This window comes from Xanthomonas sp. NCPPB 2586 (assembly GCF_041475775.2).
GTDB classification, from domain to species: domain Bacteria; phylum Pseudomonadota; class Gammaproteobacteria; order Xanthomonadales; family Xanthomonadaceae; genus Xanthomonas; species Xanthomonas campestris.
On the sequence record NZ_CM192981.1, the window covers coordinates 64,176 to 86,371 of the forward strand.

Here is a 22,196-nt window from a genome sequence, read left to right on the forward strand (position 1 = left end):
GGTTTACTGGCCGCCCGCAGTGCTCTTGAGGTCCTCATGCGTATTGCTCCCTTGCAACCCGCCGCCACGCCCACCACCGCGCTGGCCACACCGGCGCACACCAGCGCGATCACCCCGATGGAGGTGCCGCACCCGCCAGGCGGCAACCCGCCATTGCGCGCACGCCCGCGTCGCCAGGCCGCCGTGCTACCGCCGCTGGTGCCATTGGACGACAGCGCGATGACCGGCAAGCAGGCATTGGTGGCGCTGGACGGCGAGTTCTCCGAGCAGCGCCTGGCCGAAGTGCAGGCGCACCAGATCACCTTGCAGGCCGCGCAAAGCGCGCTGGCCAAGCAGCTGCCACAGGCCACTCCCGCACCCAGGCCCGACAGCATCGCGGCACGCTTTGCCGCCGGAACGCTGCAGCCGGTGTATCTGGACACCGCCGCGTTCGACGAAATGACCGCCAGCTTGCCCGAGCACTCGCGTGCAGCGGCCGGCCCGGTGCTGGTCGATGCGCAGCAAGGCCGCATCGTCTTCGATCTGGGCCACGCGTTTGCGCCTGGCGATACCTTCAGCGATGCCGCACGCACGGCATTGCGCAAGGCGCTGGATCTGCGCGCCCATGGGTTGGAAACACCGGGCTGGCTAAAGCCCGCCGCGCCCACGCCCGCGCAGCCGCGGCGCAAGTTGCAGCAGGCCGCGCGCTACCACGGCCACGAGGTGCCGGCGCGCGACGGCGGCGCAGCGTTCTTCAAGCCCAACGACCACCATCTGGTGGCCGGCAAGGACGCGCTGCTGCGCAAGCACCGCAAGGAGCTCGTCCACGACGCGTATTTCCAGGCGCCCAGCACGCGCGCGCTGGGCAAGGACGTGATGGTGCACCGGGGCCTGTTCGACAACCACGCCGGCATCCCGGAAAACTCGCTGGCCGCCATCGATCGCGCTTACGAACACGGCTATCGCAACCTGGAACTGGATGTCGAGGTCAGCGCCGACGGCGTGCCGGTGCTGATGCACGACTTCAGCATTGGCCGCATGACCGACGACCCGCAGAACAGATTGGTCTCGCAGGTCCCGTTCGCGCAGTTGCGCGAGATGCCGCTGGTGATCCGCAACCCGGTCGACGGCAACTTCATCAAGACCGATCAGAGCATTGCCGCCGTGGAGCAGGCGCTGGAGCACGCGTTGCAGAAGCCGGAGGCGATGTCGGTGGCGCTGGATTGCAAGGAAGATACCGGCGAGGCGGTGGCGATGCTGCTGATGCGTCGGCCGGACCTGCGCCAGGGCGCCGCGATCAAGCTGTATGCCAAGTACTACACAGGCGGCTTCGATCAGTTTCTGTCCAATCTCTACAAGCACTACCAGATCAATCCGCTGCACTCGCAGGACGCGCCCCGCCGTGCCGCGCTCGATCGCCTGCTGGCCAAGATCAACGTGGTGCCGGTCTTCAGCCAGGGCATGCTCGCCGACGCGCAGTTGCGCGATTTCTTCCCGGGCAAGGATGATGGCCCGGAGGGGCTGGCCGACACGGCGGTGCAGTGGCTGGAAAGCTGGAACCGGATGCGCCCGGTCATCGTGGAGGCGGTGGCCACCGACCAGCAAAGCGCTGCGGGCAAGGCCATGGAGCTGACACGCACACGCCTGCGCCAGCCCGACTCGTCCTACGCGCAGGCGGCATTCTCGTCCGGCTACCGCTATGAGGATTTCTCGCTGCCGCGCGCCAACCACGACAAGGACTATTACGTCTGGCGCAACTTCGGCGAGATGCAGAAGCTCAGCGGCGAAGCCTTCGGCATCCAGCGCACCACCGCCGGTGCCTTTCGCGACGCCGGTGAAAGCCTGCTGACCGACCAGCCCGAAGAAGAACTGCTCGCGCTGCTGGAAAACCGCACCCTGGCGCGTGGCCACACCGGCATGGAACTGGACCTGCCGCCAGAGACGCCCATCGACAGCGCACGCGATGCGGCGATCGTGGAGCAGCGCACCAGCGAATTCCGCGCCGCGTCCAGGCCTGCCGACCCGGCGCATGTTGCGGCTGTGCGCGAAGGCCGGCTGCTGGATCGCTCGGCAGACCATTCGCACGATGCCGCCGCCAGGCAGGCGGTGGATGCACGCGCCGACGCGCTGGGGCTGCTGACCGATCAGTACCGTGGCGCACCGGTCACCCATTACCTCAACGAGCAGGCCAAACAGATCGAGCCGGGCGAGTGATGCCGGCGCACTGATGCTGCGCCGGTGCGCGTGACTTGGCGGCATGACCGCTCAGGTGCTCGCCAATGGGGGGCGGCCTTGCAGTGTTGCCGGTGGACATCGCCTCTGCCGGCAAACTGCACTGGCGCGCGCACCCAGGATGCCCGCATTGCGCCACCACTGCGCGTGGTCCGCCGCTCCTGCGCTACGGCGTCTCCAGCATCGGAATCACTTCACGGTCCTGCGCGTCCACCGCCACCAGGCGCTGCATCAGCAGCGACAAGGTCACCACGTCCTGGTGATTGTGCTCGGCCACGCGGCGCAGGTTGCGCGCGCTGCCGCCGCGCAGGTAACTCAACCAGGCGGCCGGGGCTTCGGAGCCGGGCAGGTCGTCTTCGCGCACCACGCGCAGCAGCTGCCGTTCGATGGTGGCCAGCTTGCAGTTCTCCCAGGTGCCGCGATAACGGCGCCGGGTGGGGAACAGCAGGTCCACATGATCCAGCGCAGAGATCGGGTCGCCGCGCCGCGCCAGCCGGTAGCGCGTCTTCAACAACGGCGCGTCGTAGCAGCGGCCGTTGTAGCTGGACAGCACCGTCTGCGGCGACAGCCAGCTGCGGAACAGATCCAGCATCGCGCTTTCGGCCGCCATCGTGGACATCATCAACTGGCGCACGCGCAGCCCGCTACCCTGCGTAACGTCGGTGTACCAATCGGCCACGCCGATCATGAAGGCGCGCGTGCCGGTGCCGCCGGCCAGGCCGGTGGTTTCGGTGTCGAAGAACAATAGATCCATCGGGTCCACCGCGTCCTCGCGCTTGGCGAACGCCAGCGACAGCGCCTGGCGTGGGATCGCCTGCGGCAGGAAGGCTTCGATCAGGTGCAGGCCGGGCGCGATCTCGTTGCCGGGCAGATGCCGGTCGGTGGACGCCGCGCGTACCGGCGCGTGCGTCGAGACCGCGCGCTCGCGCAGGCCGATCATCTTGCGCAGGCCGGCGATATCGGTACGTCGCTGCGGTGGCGGGTTGGATATGGGCGCAGCCGGCACGCGCGCCGCCGCATCGGCCGCCGCACCTGCCGGCTTGTGGCGCACATCGTGGTCCACCCAGGCAAACGCCGAGCTATCGCGCGCAGCCGCTGCAGCAACCGGTGCCTGCAGGGCGCGGCGCGTCATGGCCGGTGCGCTGGGCTGGGCACGCGGTGCACCGGCAGCCTCTGCGCTGCCGGGCTGCGCGCTTCGCACCGCCGCATCGCGCGGCAAAGCGCGTGACGCAGACGCAGCAGCACCCGGCGCAGGCTGGCGTTGCGCACGCGTGGGCATCACCGCATCGTCCTTGCGCGCCGTGGGTGTCAGCCCGCCGACCTGGCGGCGTAGCAGGCGCAAACGTTCTGCGCTCACCCCAGGATCGCTGCCAGGCACCGGCGCTGCCGGCGCACGCGTTGGCTGCACCGCCGCAGGCATGTCACCTGCGGCACGCGTGTGCGCATCGCCTGCCACTGCATCCGCACCGACTGCATCACCCGAGGTGCGCGCCACCGCTGCCGCGCGCAGCGGGTGTGCATCCGCCTGCGCATCGACCGCAGCGGAAACATCCGCACCATCCACTGCAGCGCCATCTGCAAGCGCCGCCGGCGCAGGCACATCGGCATGCCCGGCCTGACGCCGCAACAAGCGCAACCGGTCCGCACTCACGCTCATGCAAGCACATCCAGCGCCAGGTCATCGTCCACCTGGGTGGCATGCCGCAACGGCGCGTCCGCATCGAACAACAGCGCCAGCACCGTCAAGGCCAGCGACTTGGGCGACTCGCCCTTGCCTTCCTCATGCGCGGCCAGCACCGGGCCCACGCAGGCCGGGCAGCCGGCGCTGCAGTCGCAACGCCGCACCAGCTCGTCGGCGCGCTGCAGCAGCTCGGCCTGGCGCAGCCACAGCGGCTCGCTCAGGCCCACGCCGCCGGGGAAGTTGTCGTACAGATACACCGTGGGCACGAAGGCCTGCTGCAATTCCACCGCGCCTTCTTCGCCCTCGTCCACGCCGCGCAGCTGCCCGCGCCCGGTCTGGTCGGCCACCGCAAACCACGCGCCGTCGCCATTGCCCACCGCTTTCTGCAGGTCGCGCGCATCGGCCATCACTGCCACCGTGGCCACCACGTGCAGCGCATAGGCCGCACCCAGAAAACCATCCAGCGCATCCTGCTTGGAGGCGAACGCCTTGCCCAGCGTGGCCTGCGGCAGCTGCCACCACACCGCAGTGGTGTGCAGTTCCTGGTCGGGCAGATTGACCGGCCCGTAGCCGATGTTCTCGTGCGTGTAATAGCGGATCTTCTTGTAGCCGGACACGCGCCGCACCACATGCACCTCGCCATGGTGCGAATCGCCGCGCCCGGCCACGCCGCCGTCGAAGCGGTCCAGCACCTTCAGCTTGGTGTAGTCGATGCTGTCGGTGTAGTAGTCCACATGCGTACGCGTCACGTACGCCTTGCGGCCTTCCCAATCCAGCCGCTCCACTTGGTACGGCGTGCTCTGCACCATGTGGATGGCGCCTTCGTACAAGGTGAGCGCAGCGGCCGAATAATCCACCTCGGCGATGATCTGCTGCTTGCCGTCGGTCTTGTCCACCACCACGAAGTTGCCATCGGCCACCGAGCGCAGGCTCACCGCGTTGGCCGGGTAGCTGTCGGCGATCCATTCCCAGCGGTCGCCTTCCTGATGGATCACTTCGCTCTCGGCCAAGGCTTCCAGGAACACCAGCGGGTCGATCGGGCCGAACGGCTCATCGGCAATGAACGGCAATTCGAACGCCGCGCAGCGGATGTGGTCGAACAAAATCAGCGGCTGATCCGGCGCAATGCGTGCATGTTCGGGCGAGGCATCGGCGAAAAAATCCGGGTGCCGCACCACGTACTGGTCCAGCGGCTGCGAGCTGGCCACCAGCACACCCAGTGCCGGTTGTTGGCGCCGCCCGGCGCGGCCAAACCGCTGCCAGGTGGCCGCCACGCTGCCGGGGTAGCCATTGAGGATCACCACGTCCAGCGCGCCGATATCCACGCCCAGTTCCAGCGCAGACGTGGACACGATGCCGTCGATGGTGCCCGCGCGCATCGCACGCTCCACTTCGCGGCGCTCGGTGGGCAGATAGCCACCGCGGTATGCCCGGATGCGCGCGGGCTTGCGCGGGTCGTGGTCGAAGATGTCCTTGAGATACTTGGTCAGCACTTCCACCATCAGCCGCGTCTGCGCAAACACCAGCGTCTTCAGCCCGCTCTTGATCGCGATGCGCGCGATACGGTTGCTCTGCGAGCGTGCCGATGCGCGCAGGCCCAGGTCGGCATTGACCACCGGCGGGTTCCACAGCAGCACGTGCTTGTCACCGGTAGGCGCGCCGGATTCGGTGATGGCATGCACGCGTTCTTCGATCAAGGCCTGCGCGTGCGCATGCGGGTTGCCGATGGTGGCCGAGCACAGGATGAACTGCGGGTTGGCGCCATAGAACGCGCAGATGCGCTTGAGCCGGCGCAGCACGTTGGTGACGTGGCTGCCGAACACACCGCGGTAGGTGTGGATCTCATCGATCACCACATAGCGCAGGTTCTCGAAGAACTGCGCCCACTTGGTGTGATGCGGCAGGATCGCCTGGTGCAGCATGTCCGGGTTGCTCACCACGATGTCGCCATGCAGGCGGATCGCCTGGCGCGCATCGCCGGGCGTATCGCCATCGAAGGTGAAGGCTTTCACGCCCAGCTCGCCGGCGCGGTTGAGCTCCAGCAACTCGGCCACCTGGTCCTGCGCCAGCGCCTTGGTCGGGAACAGGTACAGCGCCTTGGCGCCGGCGGTCATCGCCGCGCTTACCACCGGCAGCGTGTAGCACAGCGACTTGCCCGAGGCGGTGGGCGTCACGATCGCCACATGCTCGCCGCGCTGGCTCGCCGCCCAGGCATCGGCCTGGTGGCTGTAGAGCTGGCTGATGCCGCGCGCGCGCAGCGCATCGGCCAGGGCCGCCGGCACGTCATCGGGAATGGGCGCGTAATGGCCTTCGCGCCCGGGGATGGTGAAGCTGCCGGTGATGCGGTCGTGGTAGCGCCGCTCCAGGCGCTCGGTGAGCAATGCGCCGTCGCGGCTGGGCCGGCCATCGGTGGTGGCCAGGGCGCGTTCGGCGGTTTCGGTGCGGGGAGCGAGGGCAAACGGAGGCATACGGCGGCTCCCAAAGAGGGGCATGAGAGAGGGGAGGTGTCTCAGGGTATGAGACCGCGGCCAAACCGGCGAGCCTGTGTCACTGAGCGGATTCAGCAAGCGCCTGCCTGCGCCGCCGCAGATGTCATCGGCAGCGCCGCGTTGGCATCGAATCACGCAGGAACTGGTGGCGTTGCAGCAGCGTTCCGTGGTGTGCAGCGTGCGTGGTTGCCGAACGTGCGCTAGGCGCGCAACAGGTTCACATAAGCCTGGTAGCTGAAGCTCTGGCCGCGTGCACGTCCGGTGGTTTCCACCAGCACACCGATGTCCTGCAGCGTGGTCACCGCCGCGCGCGCTGTGGGATAAGAGACCTCCAGCGCCTGCTGCGCGCGATCAACGGTCAGCTTCGGCATGGTCGGCAGGAACTCGAACAGCCGCAGCGCCTGCAGCGTGCTGCTGCCGGTTCCCAGCACGCGCTTGCGATCGGCCGCGATCAACGCCGCAATCGCCACGATGCTGCGCTGGGCCTGTTCGGCAGAGGCTTCCACGCCCTCAAGGAAGAAGGCCACCCATGCTTCCCAATCGCCATGCGTTCGAATGGCCGACAGGTGCCGGTAGTAGTCGTTTTGCCTGGCTTTGAGGTAGCCGGACAGGTACAGCAACGGTTCGGGCAGCAACTGCCAGTGCTCCAGCAGCGCGGCAATCAACAATCGCCCAATCCGGCCGTTGCCATCCAGAAACGGATGGATGGTTTCGAACTGCGCATGCACCAGCGCAATGCGGACCAGAGGCGGCAACGTCGGGCGCGTGTCATGGATGAAGCGCTCCAGATCACCAAACACCTCGGCCAGGCGCTCGGCCGGCGGCGGCACGAATGCCGCATTCCCGGGCCGGGTGCCGCCGATCCAGTTTTGACTGGTGCGCATGCTGCCTGGCAGTGCGTGCGCGCCACGGACGCCAGCCAAGAGAATCCTGTGCGCTTCGGCGAGCAGGCGCAGCGAGATGGGCAATCCGGTGGGCGCCTGTAACTGCTCACGGACGAACTTGAACGCCTGCAGGTAGTTGGTGACCTCTTCCACATCGTCTGCGTTGGCCACTGTCAGCCCTGCCTCCTCATCGAAGACGTCGGTCAGGGTGGCCTGGGTTCCCTCCAGTTGTGAGGTCAGCAGCGCCTCTTGCCGGACCGCGCTGTAGATCAGCCACTCGCTCGAGGCCACCAAGCCGGCCATGCCTGTCAGCCGCGCAAGGGCGACCTCGGCAAGGCGATTACGCTCCAGATACGCGGCCTGATCCAGCGCAGGGGCAGCCGGCGGCAGCGGCGCTGGAACAAACGCGCGCACGGTCTCGTCATGGGTCTTGATGACGGCATAGGAGCCGGTGACACGGGCCATTCAAGGATCCTTTCCTAGCAGTGCTGGCTATTAAAGAATGCCTTAATAAGACCGAGCGTTGTGAAACACCTCGTTGCTAAGCGATGGAGGGTCAGCCGGAGCGTGCTGCAGGTTCGGCCAGGTGCCGCATTGTCGCGGCGACGGCAACTGGGCACACGTGACATCAGCGCCAAACCGGCGAGCCTGTGTCACTGAGCGGATTCAGCAAGCGGGTATCCTGTCGGGCCCCACCGGGCCACGCCATGCGGCGCCGGCGGGCTCCCCCACCTCGAAGACCTGCCGTGCCCGTGCCCCCCAGCGCTCTCGCCCCGCACTACAAGACCCCTTCCGCCCGCCGTGCCGACGTTGTGGTGCACGCCGCCGGGTTGTTCCTGGCCATCGTTGGCGGCGCCTGGATGATCTGGCGCGCGCATGCCAACGGGACGATGGTGCTGGCCACCTGCGTCTACGCGCTGGGGCTGCTGGTGATGTTCGCCTGCTCGGCGGCCTACAACTTCGCCCCGCCGCAGCGCCAGCCGATGCTGCGCAAGTTCGACCACGCCGGCATCTTCGTGATGATCGCCGGCTCCTACACGCCGTTCTTCCTGCTGGCGCTGGATGGCAGCTGGCGCTGGGCCATGATCCTGAGCGTGTGGGGTGTGGCCTCGTTCGGTGTGTTCGCCAAATTATTCCTGCCCGGCATCGCCAAGGGCTTCTGGGTGGCCATCTACCTGCTGCTGGGCTGGGCCGGCATCGTGGTGATCAAGCAGATCGTCGCCGGGCTGGACAGCACCGTGCTGTGGCTCATCGCCGCCGGTGGCGCGTTCTACACGGTGGGCGTGGGCTTCTACGTGCGCAAGTCCATGGTCTACAACCGCGCCATCTGGCACGCCCACGTGCTGGGCGGCGCACTGTCGCACTGGTGCGCCATCTGGCTGTGCCTGCGGCCGATGGGCGAGGTGTAGCGCGCTGTCGATGTCGTCGAGCAGTCGCGTATGCTCCTGGCTCGCTAGCATCGACACGTCATGGATCTATTGATCGCCTGACGACGTCGGCTTCCCATCAGAGCGCGCAGGTACAAGCACAAGGATCAGCACATCGTCGCCGTCGCGTGTGTAGATCAAGAGATATCTGCCGTCCTGGCAGGTGGTCAAACGCGTTCCCGGCAGCGGCCCAGAGTGATAGATGGCGGCACCATCCAGCGCGTCGCCCTCGGTTTCGATCCGGTCGTCCTGTTCACATGCGGCGGAATACATCTGCGGGTCGGGGATTTCGATCGCGCGCGCCAGTGCTGAGGTGAGCAATGCGGTGCGCGCATCCAGCGCGCTCTGCTTCCAGGCCACGCTCGCGCACGCGTGTCCTTTGCAGCCAGTGCTGCCTCAAGCGCCGCACGTTGTTGCGTCTTGAGCGTCTCCATCTGCTGCTTCGCCTGCGCGCTGGAGAGTGCGGGGCGGGGGGCGGCCAGGGCATGCTCGGTCTGGATGCGTAGCGACACCGCATAGCGTGCGTCCAACTCCTAGACCTTTATCGCCTCGGAGCGGTCAGGCCGGCGCTTCGTCTTGCCGCCCTCGGCGTCCCACTGCGCAGCGTCCACATGAAGTACGTCCAATGGCATGCCCATCTCGCGCAAGACCTTCAACGCACTTTCGAAGCTGCCAAACCGGCGCGGCGCATTCGCCTTGGTGGCCAGCACACGGGTCTGGTTATGGGTCTGCAACTGCACGGTTCAGGCACCGGCTTCCCCGATGACCGACGCCTGCCTGACCGCACTGGCGTCGACCAGGGCGCGTGCGGTCGCCAGCTTGACCAGATTGGTCGTGGCGCTATCCAGTTAACGATTAAGAGCAGCTATCAAAACTACTGCGCAGCCGCCAGGCGGGCGCGGCCGGTGCTCGGAATCCTCATGTACCCACGTACACTCCGGTTCCTCCGCGCCGCCCGCACCCACCTGACGGCTGCTCGCTACGTTTTGTTAGCCGCTCTAAATGGCATTCACCTTGCCATTGATCAGGGGCGCCAGCTAACGGCTGTCGGTCAGGCTCGCACCCTCACAGCTTGGTCTTCAGCACCGCCTCGAACGCCGCATCCGGCTCAAGGCTGTCTGAAAGCACGATCACCGAATGCAGCGTGCCCCGCGCCTGCACGCTGTACTCAAAGCCCACCTGCTTGCCGTTGCGGCTGAACACCTCGATCTCGCTGTACTCGCCGATCTCGCCTTCGAAGCGCTCCTGCGTGTAGCCGTGCTCCTTGGCGAAGTTCTTGGCGGCCGAGCGCGCGCCTTCCCAGACGGCATCTTCATAATTGATGGGCTGCAGCAGGCTCACCAATTGCGTGGCACACGGCGTGGCGCTGGTCATGCCATAGCCATCGACCGTGCCCACCAACGGGATGCTGCTCTGGCTGCGCTTGGGCGTTGCCTTGACGGTGCAGCCAAGCTGTTGCAACTCGGCCAGGGTGAAGTGCTCGGATTCCGGGCGCGGCGGGTCAGCGGTGTGGCTGCCGTTGCAGGACGCCATCAGGCCAACCAGTGCCACGGGCCAGAGGATGCGGAAGGAAACGGTCAACAACGGCGACGTCCTTGTAAGAGTTGAGGAACACATACCAAGTTTGGACCAGTGCGTAGGAGCGCACGTGGGCGCGGCCTAACGTCAGGCCTGCATGGCCAAAAGCCGGTGCGTACAACAGCAAGCGCACCACAACGCTGCTGCGTGAATACCTGCGTGGCGCCAACACCACCACGCCGCCTCCCAACCAGCACCACGCGTGTGCACCCCGCAGTCAGCACAACAGCATAGCCAGCAGGCGCGTAAAACGCCTGCAGCATTCTTGTAGTATCTGCCGTCTCGCACGCTGCAACCAGACTTGTGCGGACAATATAATCGGCCTAGTTTCGCCACGCCACCAATGGGGTGGCGTGGAGGTCACACGCATGGCGACCAACGAGAAAACCGGCCCCAAAGCGGCCAAGGCCGCAAGCAAGGTCTTGCGTAGCGGCAGTACCGGCAAAGATTCAAAAACAGCGGCCGGGTCCGCTTTAAGTCAAACGCCGGATAAAAGCGGCAAGAAGAAATAAGCGAACGCTGCAGTAATGGTAGAGGCGCTCTTGCACAAGACGAGCGCCTCTCACCATGCAGTTTAGTGCGTGCAAGCACAGCGGACGACACCGCTGATACAAAATGCCGGGTACTCCACTGACAAAACTGCTACACAACGGTAGTGTGCAGTCTGGAATGAGGGTTTTCATGCATGGGGAGGCAGACGGGGAAGTACAAAGTTGACAGCTGTGCAGTCATTGCTATGGCCGCTTGGTTTCGCTTTGAGCATCGGCGCATTTTTTGTCATCCACTATGGCGTGTCATGGTTGCTGCCGCAGCAAGTTGGCTCGCTCGAACATACTTAAATGGCGCCATCAACAGCGCACTCATGCCCTTCGCCTGGACAGTGACAGTCATGTGCAGCGTGGCAGCTTTCGCTTGGTTCGCCGGCGGCTATCAGCACTCCAAACTACTCGATAGATGCACCAGCAAGCAGGCTTCAGTGCCGTGACTGAGATATACGACTTGCTCGCACACCACAAGGCGGATGCGTTGAACATCGCTGGCACTGGCACAAACGCCGCCGAGCGCTTCGTAGAGTGCAAGCCAATTGCGTTGATGAGTGGAACGCAATTGCTGGAGATGGTTCTCGCGGTGCAGTTAATTAATAAATTGGTGCGTGCTGCGCGCGCAATAAGTGTTGAGTTGAGTGTCGCGCAAAGATCAATCGCCGCGCTAGCAGCGCTCTGGTGGTCGCTCTGCGAGAGCGCGCTTGGTGACCGCAATAATCGCCGAACGAGGGGGGGAAGAGCACTTGAGCCCGTTCTTAGGTCGCAAGGAGTAAAAGATAAAGCAGATTTAATCGTGCTAACGGCGCTGGGTATTAGCAATTACTAAGAATTTAAAAAAGGAAGCTTATTAAAGATGGCTAGTAAGACAAGCACTATTGAGCTGGCAAATTTTGTATGCCGATTTGGCGAGAAAGTCATGCTCGATGAATTCGATAAAATTGTTTATCCCGCATTCTTCAAAGATTCGCTCAAGAGGAAATACGGGGAAACAAAATTTTTCTTCGAAAAAGTGAATCTTGTAAAAGTAAAAGCTTCTAACGACAGTGAAGCGCTTGCGATAGCAGGGCGGATCATAAAGGACACTGTTCTTCGTCGAGATCAGGTTTACGTTCCGGGGGAAGGTCTTAGACAGAAAAAAGGAAGGCTTGCATCCGCGCCTTCTTCAATATTCCTGCTTATACTCGATAATCACAGGCTCGTTTTCGTAAAAGAAACGCCAGACGCGCCGACCAAGGAGCAGTTCAGGTCAACCGCCCTAGTTTTCCTTCGTCAAATGCATGCTGCGCTTCTAAAAAAAGAATTAATAAATATAGATGAGATGGGATTGTCTCGCGACGACTCAAAACGGGAAAAGGAAAAGATCTATAAAAAATATGAGCGCCCCACTCTTGAGATGATTGCTTTAACTTCTCAAGATAGTATCGAGGATTTTATACAAAAATATGAAATCCTAAATCAAGTTAAAATCACGATAAACGATAGAAATGATGAGTTTAATTCTGATGGGTTTTTCGAATCTTTAAAGGAGAGTAAGGACGCGATTAAGAGTGATGACACGGCAGTGGTTCACAACTCAAAAGAGGGGTTAGATAAAAACGAGGCGGTATCGCAAGTTTCCTCTGCAACAGCCCAAGGTCACCAGACGGTTAGCCTGAAAGGGAAGGATGAAAGTGGCGGGACTTTAATAGGAAATAATGAGCATTTTCAATTGAAGAAAAAAATTGACGAGATTAGTAGTGATCCAGTGGATGCGGCAGCTCAGATGTTCGAGGCTTTTACCGATCTAGTTGCGCACGGACTTGTCAAAGTTCCGAATACTGCGCGATCTACCAGCGCTAAAATCAAAGAAATCATTGAGAAGAGATTTTAATGAATGACAGCGATCTCTCCCCGATAAGCTTTACAAAAGAAAAAAGTTTATGGCAGATTTACGTTCAGTCAAGAAAAATTCCCACGAGCAAATTCAATTTAATTACCACGTCCATTGTTTTTATGGCGGCAATGACATCCTGGCTCTCCGACCAAGACACCGCGGAAACCATAAGATCTGTTAGAGATATGTCTTCTACATGCTTTAATGCATCCCTCACCATTCTAGGCTTCTTAGTGGCGGGTTTCACAATATTTGCGACATTAACCAATGCTAGGATGTTTATCCAAATGGGGCAGATCAGGGAGAGAGAGACCAATAGTGGGTTGACATACTTAAAAAAGTCATTCTTTATCCTTATCAGGGTTTTTATATATTATCTTTTATTTTCTGTGGCATGTTTTTTTATCTTGGCGTTAGGGGGGCGTGGTGGATTTGTTTCGTTTATTGTGACTCTCTCAGAGCATCAAGAGAATGTCAGGTTTGCAATTGCCAAGATGGCTTATGTATTTATAATAACGGCCCAATATTTTTTGCTAATGCAGTTGAAATCATTTATTTTCAACATACATCACTCCGTCATGTCCAATTTGCGTTGGCAGGCCGAAGGGCATGATCACTGACTGCCAATAACCGGTTGAGAGTCCAACCAGGGTGCGAGTTTTACAAGCTAATGGTGTCAGGTTCACTTCTGGCTTCAATATTTCCCTTGGATGAGGCGACAATGTCTAGGCCATCTAACCTATCTATCTTGACACCGCTGCCACCCACCCGCAGCAGCAGACACCTGCTCCCACCCATTGTGCAGCCGCTTCATCGCTTGCCCGCCCACACACGCGTAACCCAGTTGTTTGGCTTCGGCGGTGCCTAGGCCAGGTAGCGCGATGATGGAATCTGACGGCGCGGGGCGCCCTTGGCGTTGTGCTTCGTTGCGCAGGGTCATGTTTTCGATGCCCTGGCAGTAACGCACCATGCCCGGATGCGGGTGCGTGCGGTATTGCTCGCAATTGAACGGCGTGGTGTCACGCGCCATGGAGTTGTGCGGCTGCCGCACCGGCGGGATGTACAAGTGCGTGGCCTTACCCGTGGCCGAGCGCATGCTTTGTGCTGCTGCGCCGTATGCGCACGCAAGCAGGCACAGCGCGGCCAATGTCAGCGCGCCGCGGCGCGCTGTGGTGATCCTGTCCATGGTGTTCCCCCTGTACGCACGGATCCTAGCCCACGTGTCACGCGCGCGGGTGGTTCAGCCCGCTTGAAGGGTCGTGCGTACCGAGGTGCTCACCTCGCTCAGATGCGGTGGATCGCTGTAGATCACCTTGAGCACAGGGCGCACTGAGTTAAGTAACACGCTGACGCGCCCCTCGGTCTAAAGCGAGTGCAGCTGTCCACGCTGCTGCTGTTCCTGCGACCGCTGCTGATCCAACACCTGCTCTTGCACGCGTTCCTGCGCCAGCCGTTGGTTCACCGTCTCAAGCTGCGTAAAGCTTTCCTGCACGGGTCGTTGTGCAGCCTCCGCTGTCGGCATGTGTGTGCGTAGCTTTGCGGGATCTTGCGGGCCACCCTGCACCACGAATACGTTCTGTGCGGCGGTCAGTTCTCTTGTCTTGTCACTGAGCAGCACATGGTCCACACGGGTCAAGCCATTGTCCTTGGCCAACGTCAGGAGACTTGCGGTCATACGCTCACTGGTCGCATCGAACGTGCGGCCGCTGGCCGCATCCAGCTGCTCCACCTTGCCGCGAATCTGCTGATGCATTGCGTGGTCCGGGTGGCCTGCATCTGCAGGCGTTAATAGCTGGCTTGATGGGGCAGGTGTTGCCATGGCTTGCGGGTTGATGTCACGCGCGCCCGTGTTCTTCAGCTGGACCATCCCGTAGCCGTCTTTGCCGAGGTCTACGATGTTGAACGTTTTTGCAGAACCCAGGTCCAGCCCATTGCGCTCCAGTTGCTCTGGCTCCAGCCCCAAAGATTTGAGGTCGATGCGCACCTCCGGAGGCTGGCGATCATGGGCTAGATGATCGTAGTTTCTCGCAATATGGCTGATCGGGCCGACGCCGTAATAGTTGCGGTAGTCGGAGTCACTGTGCGGCCCAAGCGTGCCTCTGCTGTCGTAGAAGCACTGCTCTACAGCACGCGTCAGCGGCTTTCCACGCGCTTGGTCGTGTGTGGTCAGCGCCTCATAGCTAAGGCCCCGGGCAAACGCTGGGGGTGTCACATGCTTGTCAACGCAGCGGGTGACAGAGCGGTCCAACAGCATGCCTTCGGCATCCTCTGCAGATACGCCAGGGTTTTCATGCTTGATACGGCTGTTGAGTGCACGCAAGGCCGAGATCTCTGCTAATGCTTCGTCCTGCCGTGTCTTGTCCAGATATGCACGGGTCGGCTCTGTCAGATCTACCTGACTTTCGCGCTGAGAGTGCGCGTCCTGCATCTTCTCGCCCATGGTCCTGCCGAACTCCGCCAACGCATTGGCTCGATGTTCTGCCAAAACACCATGCATCGTCTCGTGGCCCAGTACTTCTGTCAGGTGATCGATGCGTGCGCGGCCCTGCCAATCCTGAAAGAGCGACCCACTGATGTTGAGCGTGCCTGCCTTTCCATCCTTGCCATCCTGAAAGTGACCAGCATTGTTTTGGTCATGGGAGACAGCGATAGCACCAATCTGCCCTTTCTCGATGGCGTTCCCCAATAGGTTGGACAGATATGGCGATTCGGAGATGGCCTGCCGGATGGAAGCTTCAGCCTCTTTGGGAAGGCTGGGGTCTTTCCTCATCTGCAAGAGCAGGGGCTCAATTCTTGGATCAACTGGCGTCACGCATCACCTCCATCGATCTGTGCGCCATACACGCACTCGCGTTTTGCGCCGCCGTCGTTGGTTTCGTAAATCATCAAGGCCACCGAGAAACCTTGCGCTCCGTTCTGGACAGGGCGCCAATGCTGCCGAAGCATACCGCCCTGGAATGGGCGCTGCCCGCCACGCGTGTAGCCCATAGCCTCGAGTTTCTTGGAAAATTCAGCTGCGTTCCACACGCATTGTGCATTTAGCGACAGCGCGGGATCTTGCTGATCGGGTAGGCCAATTAGCAGGTTGATAAAGGAATAGCCCTTCTTCTGCGGGCTGTGCGAGACATACAGCGTATAGCCGTGCGCGAGCGGAAGGCTTTTTAACACGCGCCGAGACACCGCCAGATCCTTTGGCGGCTCGAATCGGATGCCCAGGATCTCTTCCACCCGCCTGTAACTCATGTCGCTTGGCTGTTTTAGCGACGCCGCAAATCTCAACAGATTGGTCTCAATGTCCTGGATGCTGAGGGATGCGTTCTGACTCAGCCCGGCCGGCTCAGAATCTACGGCAGGTAGCGGCGATGTAGTAGCGGACAGGGCGCTAGCGTTCTCAGACGGCCGGGCGCACGCGCTCGGCAGCATCGAGATGAGCACCAAGAAAAGAAACAGCGTAAATGAGCGAAAGCGTGTCATTGATGTCGTATGAGCCAGCGCGGCGCGGTGATACGAGGGAAGGTACTCGCCCTCGCTCCAACCGGCCAGTCCGCCGGCCAGGCAGCTCACGCACGAACCAGACACACGCCCCTACCGCGCACCACCCAAATCCTCCAGCACATCCTCCACCTGCTCGGCCAGATGCTGCAGGCAGTGCGCCCATTGCTGCAGGGGAATGGCGGGCACGCCTATGGCGCTTTCGTTGCGTGTACGTGGGCTGGCCAGGGCGGCCAGCAGGCGCAGTTGGTCGCGCACGCGCAGCAGGTGGTATTGCGTGCCTTCGGACATCCAGTAACCGGGTTCGTTGTGCATGCCGCTCTCCTTGCCGTGAGGCAGCTCCCGCTGCACAACGCAGCGGGATGCCGGGAGGCTAGAAACCGCACACAGCCGGCGGGCTTATTCCCCTTGCGGGTGTTGTATTCGCCGCCCTCCCGGCGCAGGAACGCCGAGCCATGCCCGATCTTGCGACCGGACACAAAAAACCCACCAAATTGACGGAGGTGGGTGCCGCTGTGTGTGGAGTTTCTAGGCTCCGTTCGGGAGTGTGCTGCTAGGGCTTCTCAGGGTCAAGCCAGATGCAGCACGCGTGCGATTGGCCAAGGATGGCTTGTGCTCATGTAAGACGGCCTGCATGAAAAAAAAGGCAGAGGACGTACTCTTCCGCCGCAATGCTGGCGTGGTCGCCATGCATGCACGCCGCGGCTGCAGGACTTATCGGACAGGCGCCGCCTGGCTTGGCTCGTTCCTGCTCCGCGACACCTCGTGCTGCTGGGTGAGCACGCGTTCCTGCGCCAGCGTCTGATTGGCGGCCAGCAGTTGCTGGTCGGACTGTTCGACCGGTGTCTGGATGGCCTGCTCCACGTCCACATGCACACGCTTGTGGGCAGGGTCATCCAGGCGGCCCTCCACTGCGAACACATTGCCGGTTTTGCCCATCACTCCGTGGTCCACCGGCGTCAGTGCGTCTCTGCCAGCGACCGGTCACCGGCGCCCGGATACGCATCGCGGTTGTCCTTGCACACGGCCAACAGACTCCGGCTGATTCGTTCGCTCATGGCGTCGTACGGCTTGCCCGCACGAGGTGCGGCCGGGTTCGTTGTTGATGGGCCTTTGCTGCTTGCCGGTAACGCCGTGCAGGCGCCTGTCGAATTCCGCTTGGCCCATTCGTCGTTGTTGCGAAGGCCGGCATTCCGCCTGCCGCCGTCGTGCTCCTGCCGGGGCGCACAAGGAACCCGCAATGCGTGAGCTGAAATTGATGATGTCGGTGTCGCTGGATGGGTTTGTCAGCGGTCCGGCGGGCGAGATCGACTGGATGTTCAGTGGCGACCAGGCGGCCATTGCCTGGAAGGTGGAAACCGCCTGGAATGCCAGCTTGCATCTGATGGGCAGCCGGACATTCCAGGGCATGGCCAGCTTCTGGCCGACGGCCACCTCGCCGTTTGCCGCGCCGATGAACCAGATCCCCAAAGCCGTGTGTTCGGCACAGGGCCCGGCGGTGCTGGAGGTGGCCCGCGCATCACTCGCCGCTGCGCGCGCGCAACTGAGTACCCTGCCGGGCGCGCAGCTGCAGGCCGGCGCGGACAGCTGGGCCAATGCCACGGTCGCCAGCGGCCCGTTGGCCGATGCAATCGCCGCGCTCAGGACCCAGGACGGCAAACCGATCATTGCCCACGGCGGCGCCGCCTTCGCGCGCAGCCTCATCGCCCACAACCTCGCAGACGAATATGTGTTGGGCGTTTACCCGATCCTGCTGGGCAAGGGCGTGCCGATCTTCAACGACCTGCCGGCCCCCAGGCCGCTCACGCTGGTGAGCACCCACACCTTCCCCAGCGGCTTCATGGCGCAAACGTATCGGCCTGCGTAGAAGTGCCTGGTGCCGTGTGTTGTCAGCAGCGCGGTGGCTGCTGGACACAAGACAGCTGCGTCGTGCATAGCAGGGCCTGCCTTCCCGACATCATCCACGCGCCGTCTTGCATGCAGGCAGGTGATCATGCCGACGCGGCATTGATACGTGTGAGCGGGGCGTTGTGCACAAAATGCGTGCGCAGAGCCTTAAACGCCAAACGCCCCGGACAAGCCGGGGCGTTTGGCGTTTAACTCATTGGCGTAGTGCGCGTGAACCATTCAAACGGCGATGGCCCTCAACGCATCCCGCCTTCCATCGGCTGTGCACTACCCGCAGGCTGCAGCACTGCGCACCAAACCAACCTGACATGCGCACCACCTGCCAAACCTGCAACAGCAGCGCTGAAGCGAAGGAGTTACCTGGTGGACTTGGTCGCGTCGCGCACGTCGTCGGCGAGTTCGCCGGCCTTGCGCTGCACCTTGCCGATATTCTTTTCGGCGGCGCCTTCCAGTTCGGTGCTCTTGTCGCCGGTGACACGGCCGATGGCTTCCTTCACCGATGCTGGCGTGCAGAAACGCCGGCAGTGGGCCGCAGACCTCACGTATGCGCTAGGTCGTGCATGTGCCAGCGGTGAAGCGCTGCGGGTGAGGTTGACAGCTCTGCGCGGTGCGCGTTGCCTTCAGACGAGCGGCAGCTGCGGGGCTGGCACCTGTGGCGTGCTTCCGGCGATGATCTGGAGCGGGGATTCCAGGGAATGGCAATGCAAGCGGACGCTGCAACAGGCGCGTATGGTGCGCGCACCAACTACGTCTTGATCGACTACGAAAACGTGCAACCCACCGACGCACGCTTGCTCAATCGCGATGATGTGCGGGTGTGGGTGTTCGTGGGCGCAAACCAGAAAAGCGTCTTGACCGATCTGGTCACCGAGCTGCAGGTGCTGGGCACGCGCGCCAGGTATGAGCGTTGCTCCGGCAACGGCTCCAACGCGCTGGATTTCCATATCGCGTATGTGCTGGGGCAACTCTCTCGCGACGACCCGGCCGGCTTCTTCCATATCATCTCGAAAGACACCGGCTTCGATCCGCTGATCGCTTACCTGAAACAGCAGAAGATCTTCGGCGCACGTGCTGCCAGCATCTCGCAGATGCCGCTGTTCAAGTCGATGGCCGCATCGGTGCATACGGCAGCTGCCGCACCGCCGCCACTGCCTGCCTCTGCAACGCCGCTGCCGTTGATGCCGCGCGCGCTGATTTCGGTTCCTGCCTCCAAGGCATCGGCGCCTGCGGCGGCCAACCAACTAGCCCCAGTAACGCTGTGCCCTGCGCAGACCTCGACCACGCCAGCCAGCGCGAACACACCGGCACCACCGGTCAAATCCACCGCCGCTACACATCCGGCCAAAGGCACCAAGCCGCCAACAGCGGCCGAGCGTCTGCAGAAGATCCGCGCCTCGTTGGCCAAGATGCCGGCGCGTGCGCGCCCCATCAAATTGACCTCGCTGCAGAATCACATCGCCGCGCATTTCCAGAAAGCCATCAGCGCTGCAGAGGTCAGCGCCGTGATCGCCGGGCTGCAGAAGGCCGGCGTGTTGCAGGTCAGCGAAAGCAAGGTGCGCTACTGCTGATCGCGCAGTGCGCGGGCTGGCTCGGCTGCACATGGCTGCGCGCAACTGCGCGCGCGTGCGCTGCCGTTCATGGGAGTGGCGAACATCAGGCTGCACAGGTACGTCGTAGATCTGGCGCGCTTACCGTGCGCTGCTGATGCCAGTCACTCCACGCTCGCCGCCACCAGCCGCTGCCACAGCGCGGCATTGGCCGCCTCGTCCGATTCCAGCGTGGCAAGCACGCTCAGGGCGTGGGTTTCGGTTTCGGCGCCGTGGCGGGCGAGCATGGCCAGGGCGGCGGCCAGGCGCCCGTAGCGCAATGCGCGCCCGAGCGATGTGGCCAGCAAGGTGCTGTCGTGCTCGGGGCGTTGTTCGTCCAGCGCGGTGCCGAGTTGGGCGGGCAGCTCCCAGGCCGTGGCGATGGTCTTGGCCACCGCGGCGGTGTGGCGGTCGACCAGGGTGGCGGCCACCTCCAGGCTGTACGGCACCGCCGGCTGCTCGGCGTAGGCGTCGCGCAGCACGCGCAGGATCACCACCGCGCCCAGGCCTTGCAGCAGGCCGGCCAGTTGCGCCGACAAGGTGTCGCCACCGCGTTCGCGCACATAGGCGGCCGCGGCGGTGGCGGTGCGCAGCGCGTAGTCCCAGACCGCCGCCGGCAGGCGGGCGTACAGGCCACCTTCAAGGCTGAGCACTGGTTGCATCACCGCGGCGGCCACGATCTGGCGCACGCCTTCGGTGCCGATGTGCACCACCGCGCGCTCCAGGCTTTCCAGCGGGCCGCCTTGCGGGCGGTACAGGGCACTGTTGGCGATGCGCAGCAGGTTGGCGGCCAGCGCCGGGTCCTGCGCGATGATCGCGGCGATGCCGCGGCCGGACGCATCCGGGTCGTTGACCGCACGCATCAGCTGCGGCAACAGGTGCGGGCGCCGCGGCAGCAGCTGCGGGCGCATGTCCACGTGGTCGAGCGCGCTGACCGCACTGGCCAGCACGGTGGCCTGGGCGGGGTCGATGGCGGTGTCGGCATCGGCCAGCGAAGGGGTATCCATCACCGCGGCATACATGCGCCGCAACAACGGGCGCATCGGCGGCGGCTCGGCCATCACCGCGCGCGGCTCGGCTGTGCTTGCGGGCATGGCGGTGGCAGCGCCATCGGGTGCCGCGGTGGCGCCGGCAGCCGGTGCCGCTGGCGCGGACTCGGACACCGGCGCGGGGTCGGCGGTGGAGACGGCGGGCGGGTCCCCACGACGCGAGGCGGCGACCACGCCGAGCACGATGGCAAGCACCCCCACAACAGCCAACAGCACAATCACAAGCATCTTGGGAAATCGTTTGATCAGTGGCGCGACTATCCGCGAAGCGGGCCGTGCCGGCAACGTGGCACGCGCGCGGGCGCGGCCTGGCGCGGTCATGTCGATTTCCGGCGGCCTGGTGCGTCGTAGGGCAGAGGGTCGTCCTCTGCCAGCTGCGAGCGCCATGTCCATCGTCACCCTGCACCGTGTTCTGCGTGCCAGCCCCGAGCGGGTCTACCGCGCCTTCCTGGATGCCGCTGCGTTGAGCAAGTGGTTGCCGCCGCATGGCTTTACCAACACGGTGGAGCATCTGGATGCCCGCGTCGGCGGTACCTTCCGCATGGCGTTCACCCAGTTTGGCAGCGGCCAGCGGCACGCGTTCGGCGGCACCTACCGTGAGCTGGTGCCCAACGCGCTGCTGCGCTACGACGATGTCTTCGACGACCCGTCACTGCCCGGCACGCTGCTGACCACGGTACGGTTGCTGCCGTTGCCGTGCGGCACCGACCTGCACGTGGTACAGGAGGGGATTCCCGAACAGATCCCGCTGCACGCCTGCTACCTGGGCTGGCAGGAGTCGCTGACCTTGCTGGCGTTGTTGGTGGAAGCGCAGCACGCTGAGTGAACCTGGCGCCGCAGCGGCCGCAGCGGCCGCTGCACGATCGATGCGTCGGTGCAGCGATGAGCGGGCTGTCTTCAGGTTGACCGCTGCGCTGCACGCGGTGCTAACGGGGACACCGCGACTATGCGTCACCAGCTGTGCAGCCCTAGAGCATCTAGGCAGCTTAAAGGGTGCAGGCATCCGCAGTTGGACCACTTTCTTCGACAGACCCCGTGCAGGCATGGAGGTCTGTCGCGCCGTGTGTGGCGTTTGCTGGATGTGCTGGCGTTGACGCCGCTGGCGGTATCCGTAGAAGCGCGCTTGCGCGCGATGGGGCGTTACCGGTAGAGCTTCTTCGCGCGCGAGCGCGCTCCTACGTTGCGTTTGCTTGGCGCGTCACGTGCTGCGATCGCTTGCGCGTCATCGCCGCTACGACGTGGTCTGTCCCAAGCCACGCGTTCTGTTCCAGCGTCGAATGTGGCGGAGCTTGCCGCCCCTGGCGCACTGATTTTGGGCCGCCGCTGTGGCAACCATGACCAAACTGCCTTTGTAGGAGCGCGCTTGCGCGCGATGGGCGTTATCGGTAACGCTTCATCGCGCGCAAGCGCGCTCCTACGTTGCATTTGCTTGGCGCGTCACGTGCTGCGATCGCTTGCACGTCATCGCCGCTA

The 22,196-nt window shown here is 63.1% G+C and carries 21 protein-coding genes, 1 other RNA gene and 1 pseudogene; 10 read left to right on the plus strand and 13 right to left on the minus strand.

Annotation, left to right across the window (positions count from 1 at the left end; translation table 11 throughout):
* Positions 1-36 precede the first annotated feature (36 nt).
* The gene (gene avrBs2 / locus ACCQ09_RS00270) at positions 37-2,193 is read left to right on the plus strand and encodes a type III secretion system effector avirulence protein AvrBs2 (protein WP_040940279.1); all 2,157 of its coding nucleotides are present in this window, start codon (positions 37-39) and stop codon (positions 2,191-2,193) included.
* 184 nt (positions 2,194-2,377) lie between these two features.
* Here avrBs2 and ACCQ09_RS00275 read toward each other — a convergent pair whose 3' ends face one another.
* The 3 genes from ACCQ09_RS00275 to ACCQ09_RS00285 all read right to left on the minus strand — a co-directional run bounded on the left by ACCQ09_RS00275 (position 2,378) and on the right by ACCQ09_RS00285 (position 7,730).
* Positions 2,378-3,868 (minus strand): ribonuclease H-like domain-containing protein, encoded by a 1,491-nt coding sequence (locus tag ACCQ09_RS00275; protein WP_011035311.1) that lies wholly within the window; start codon positions 3,866-3,868, stop codon positions 2,378-2,380.
* Positions 3,865-6,360 (minus strand): DEAD/DEAH box helicase, encoded by a 2,496-nt coding sequence (locus ACCQ09_RS00280; protein WP_040940280.1) that lies wholly within the window; start codon positions 6,358-6,360, stop codon positions 3,865-3,867. Before ACCQ09_RS00280 ends, ACCQ09_RS00275 begins: the two co-directional genes overlap by 4 nt.
* A gap of 221 nt (positions 6,361-6,581) precedes the next feature.
* The gene (locus ACCQ09_RS00285; RefSeq protein WP_011035313.1) at positions 6,582-7,730 is read right to left on the minus strand and encodes a Fic family protein; all 1,149 of its coding nucleotides are present in this window, start codon (positions 7,728-7,730) and stop codon (positions 6,582-6,584) included.
* A 281-nt stretch (positions 7,731-8,011) separates the two neighbouring features.
* Here ACCQ09_RS00285 and trhA point away from each other — a divergent pair, with 281 nt between their 5' ends.
* Complete coding sequence (trhA, locus tag ACCQ09_RS00290) at positions 8,012-8,674, plus strand: PAQR family membrane homeostasis protein TrhA (RefSeq protein ID WP_029216929.1); 663 nt, start codon at positions 8,012-8,014, stop codon at positions 8,672-8,674.
* Between the two features lie 66 nt (positions 8,675-8,740).
* Here trhA and ACCQ09_RS00295 read toward each other — a convergent pair whose 3' ends face one another.
* A complete protein-coding gene (locus ACCQ09_RS00295) occupies positions 8,741-9,052 on the minus strand; it encodes a hypothetical protein (protein ID WP_012436892.1) in 312 nt (103 codons plus the stop codon).
* 173 nt (positions 9,053-9,225) lie between these two features.
* Positions 9,226-9,432: a hypothetical protein gene (locus ACCQ09_RS00300; protein WP_012436893.1), complete on the minus strand. Its 207-nt coding sequence runs from the start codon at positions 9,430-9,432 to the stop codon at positions 9,226-9,228.
* A 180-nt stretch (positions 9,433-9,612) separates the two neighbouring features.
* On the opposite strand from ACCQ09_RS00300, the gene ACCQ09_RS00305 reads away from it, so the two are divergent.
* Positions 9,613-9,687: non-coding RNA, sX9 sRNA (locus tag ACCQ09_RS00305), on the plus strand.
* A 70-nt stretch (positions 9,688-9,757) separates the two neighbouring features.
* Here the strand turns inward: ACCQ09_RS00305 and ACCQ09_RS00310 are convergent.
* A complete protein-coding gene (locus ACCQ09_RS00310) occupies positions 9,758-10,276 on the minus strand; it encodes a hypothetical protein (RefSeq protein ID WP_225042597.1) in 519 nt (172 codons plus the stop codon).
* Between the two features lie 362 nt (positions 10,277-10,638).
* Between ACCQ09_RS00310 and ACCQ09_RS00315 the strand changes: the two genes are divergently transcribed.
* From ACCQ09_RS00315 to ACCQ09_RS00330, 4 genes are all read left to right on the plus strand, one after another.
* A complete protein-coding gene (locus ACCQ09_RS00315; RefSeq protein WP_162866341.1) occupies positions 10,639-10,782 on the plus strand; it encodes a hypothetical protein in 144 nt (47 codons plus the stop codon).
* 469 nt (positions 10,783-11,251) lie between these two features.
* On the plus strand, positions 11,252-11,641 hold the full coding sequence (locus tag ACCQ09_RS00320) for a hypothetical protein (RefSeq protein ID WP_040940282.1): 390 nt from the start codon (positions 11,252-11,254) through the stop codon (positions 11,639-11,641).
* 27 nt (positions 11,642-11,668) lie between these two features.
* Entirely contained in the window at positions 11,669-12,685 is a 1,017-nt protein-coding gene (locus ACCQ09_RS00325; protein ID WP_012436896.1) for a hypothetical protein, read from the plus strand.
* Positions 12,685-13,308, plus strand: a complete 624-nt coding sequence (locus ACCQ09_RS00330; RefSeq protein WP_012436897.1) for a hypothetical protein — start codon at positions 12,685-12,687, stop codon at positions 13,306-13,308. The genes ACCQ09_RS00325 and ACCQ09_RS00330 overlap by 1 nt, the downstream gene beginning before the upstream one ends.
* 119 nt (positions 13,309-13,427) lie before the next feature.
* Here ACCQ09_RS00330 and ACCQ09_RS00335 read toward each other — a convergent pair whose 3' ends face one another.
* The 5 genes and pseudogenes from ACCQ09_RS00335 to ACCQ09_RS00355 form a co-directional block, all read right to left on the minus strand.
* A complete protein-coding gene (locus tag ACCQ09_RS00335; RefSeq protein ID WP_040940284.1) occupies positions 13,428-13,874 on the minus strand; it encodes a hypothetical protein in 447 nt (148 codons plus the stop codon).
* Positions 13,875-14,051: 177 nt separating this feature from the next.
* The gene (locus ACCQ09_RS00340; RefSeq protein ID WP_019237075.1) at positions 14,052-15,500 is read right to left on the minus strand and encodes an XVIPCD domain-containing protein; all 1,449 of its coding nucleotides are present in this window, start codon (positions 15,498-15,500) and stop codon (positions 14,052-14,054) included.
* The gene (locus tag ACCQ09_RS00345; RefSeq protein WP_227971862.1) at positions 15,497-16,252 is read right to left on the minus strand and encodes a hypothetical protein; all 756 of its coding nucleotides are present in this window, start codon (positions 16,250-16,252) and stop codon (positions 15,497-15,499) included. The genes ACCQ09_RS00340 and ACCQ09_RS00345 overlap by 4 nt, the downstream gene beginning before the upstream one ends.
* Before the next feature lie 21 nt (positions 16,253-16,273).
* Positions 16,274-16,495 carry an XAC0095 family protein gene (locus ACCQ09_RS00350; protein WP_012436902.1) on the minus strand — a complete coding sequence of 74 codons (222 nt, stop codon included), beginning with the start codon at positions 16,493-16,495 and terminating at the stop codon, positions 16,274-16,276.
* A gap of 399 nt (positions 16,496-16,894) precedes the next feature.
* Positions 16,895-17,256 (minus strand): annotated as a pseudogene (locus ACCQ09_RS00355) (XVIPCD domain-containing protein); the annotation flags it as partial.
* Positions 17,257-17,420: 164 nt separating this feature from the next.
* Here ACCQ09_RS00355 and ACCQ09_RS00360 point away from each other — a divergent pair.
* Positions 17,421-18,047: a dihydrofolate reductase family protein gene (locus ACCQ09_RS00360; RefSeq protein WP_011035327.1), complete on the plus strand. Its 627-nt coding sequence runs from the start codon at positions 17,421-17,423 to the stop codon at positions 18,045-18,047.
* A 397-nt stretch (positions 18,048-18,444) separates the two neighbouring features.
* On the opposite strand, the gene ACCQ09_RS00365 is transcribed toward ACCQ09_RS00360, so the two are convergent.
* The gene (locus ACCQ09_RS00365; protein ID WP_052844624.1) at positions 18,445-18,630 is read right to left on the minus strand and encodes a CsbD family protein; all 186 of its coding nucleotides are present in this window, start codon (positions 18,628-18,630) and stop codon (positions 18,445-18,447) included.
* Between the two features lie 153 nt (positions 18,631-18,783).
* Here ACCQ09_RS00365 and ACCQ09_RS00370 point away from each other — a divergent pair, with 153 nt between their 5' ends.
* Complete coding sequence (locus tag ACCQ09_RS00370; protein WP_227971866.1) at positions 18,784-19,656, plus strand: PIN domain-containing protein; 873 nt, start codon at positions 18,784-18,786, stop codon at positions 19,654-19,656.
* A 143-nt stretch (positions 19,657-19,799) separates the two neighbouring features.
* Here the strand turns inward: ACCQ09_RS00370 and ACCQ09_RS00375 are convergent, their stop codons facing one another.
* The gene (locus ACCQ09_RS00375) at positions 19,800-20,951 is read right to left on the minus strand and encodes an HDOD domain-containing protein (RefSeq protein WP_228428460.1); all 1,152 of its coding nucleotides are present in this window, start codon (positions 20,949-20,951) and stop codon (positions 19,800-19,802) included.
* A 157-nt stretch (positions 20,952-21,108) separates the two neighbouring features.
* Here ACCQ09_RS00375 and ACCQ09_RS00380 point away from each other — a divergent pair, with 157 nt between their 5' ends.
* Positions 21,109-21,549 (plus strand): SRPBCC family protein, encoded by a 441-nt coding sequence (locus ACCQ09_RS00380; RefSeq protein WP_228428459.1) that lies wholly within the window; start codon positions 21,109-21,111, stop codon positions 21,547-21,549.
* Positions 21,550-22,196 lie beyond the last annotated feature (647 nt).

What these genes read in the sequence shown, in the direction of transcription:
- ACCQ09_RS00315 (WP_162866341.1), top strand. Translation starts at nt 10,639, where the DNA reads ATGGCGACCAACGAGAAAACCGGCCCCAAAGCGGCCAAGGCCGCAAGC.
- ACCQ09_RS00275 (WP_011035311.1), bottom strand. Translation starts at nt 3,868, where the DNA reads ATGAGCGTGAGTGCGGACCGGTTGCGCTTGTTGCGGCGTCAGGCCGGG.
- ACCQ09_RS00330 (WP_012436897.1), top strand. Translation starts at nt 12,685, where the DNA reads ATGAATGACAGCGATCTCTCCCCGATAAGCTTTACAAAAGAAAAAAGT.
- ACCQ09_RS00350 (WP_012436902.1), bottom strand. Translation starts at nt 16,495, where the DNA reads ATGCACAACGAACCCGGTTACTGGATGTCCGAAGGCACGCAATACCAC.
- ACCQ09_RS00285 (WP_011035313.1), bottom strand. Translation starts at nt 7,730, where the DNA reads ATGGCCCGTGTCACCGGCTCCTATGCCGTCATCAAGACCCATGACGAG.
- ACCQ09_RS00280 (WP_040940280.1), bottom strand. Translation starts at nt 6,360, where the DNA reads ATGCCTCCGTTTGCCCTCGCTCCCCGCACCGAAACCGCCGAACGCGCC.
- avrBs2 (WP_040940279.1), top strand. Translation starts at nt 37, where the DNA reads ATGCGTATTGCTCCCTTGCAACCCGCCGCCACGCCCACCACCGCGCTG.
- ACCQ09_RS00370 (WP_227971866.1), top strand. Translation starts at nt 18,784, where the DNA reads ATGGCAATGCAAGCGGACGCTGCAACAGGCGCGTATGGTGCGCGCACC.
- ACCQ09_RS00325 (WP_012436896.1), top strand. Translation starts at nt 11,669, where the DNA reads ATGGCTAGTAAGACAAGCACTATTGAGCTGGCAAATTTTGTATGCCGA.
- ACCQ09_RS00360 (WP_011035327.1), top strand. Translation starts at nt 17,421, where the DNA reads ATGCGTGAGCTGAAATTGATGATGTCGGTGTCGCTGGATGGGTTTGTC.
- ACCQ09_RS00375 (WP_228428460.1), bottom strand. Translation starts at nt 20,951, where the DNA reads ATGCTTGTGATTGTGCTGTTGGCTGTTGTGGGGGTGCTTGCCATCGTG.
- ACCQ09_RS00335 (WP_040940284.1), bottom strand. Translation starts at nt 13,874, where the DNA reads ATGGACAGGATCACCACAGCGCGCCGCGGCGCGCTGACATTGGCCGCG.
- ACCQ09_RS00380 (WP_228428459.1), top strand. Translation starts at nt 21,109, where the DNA reads ATGTCCATCGTCACCCTGCACCGTGTTCTGCGTGCCAGCCCCGAGCGG.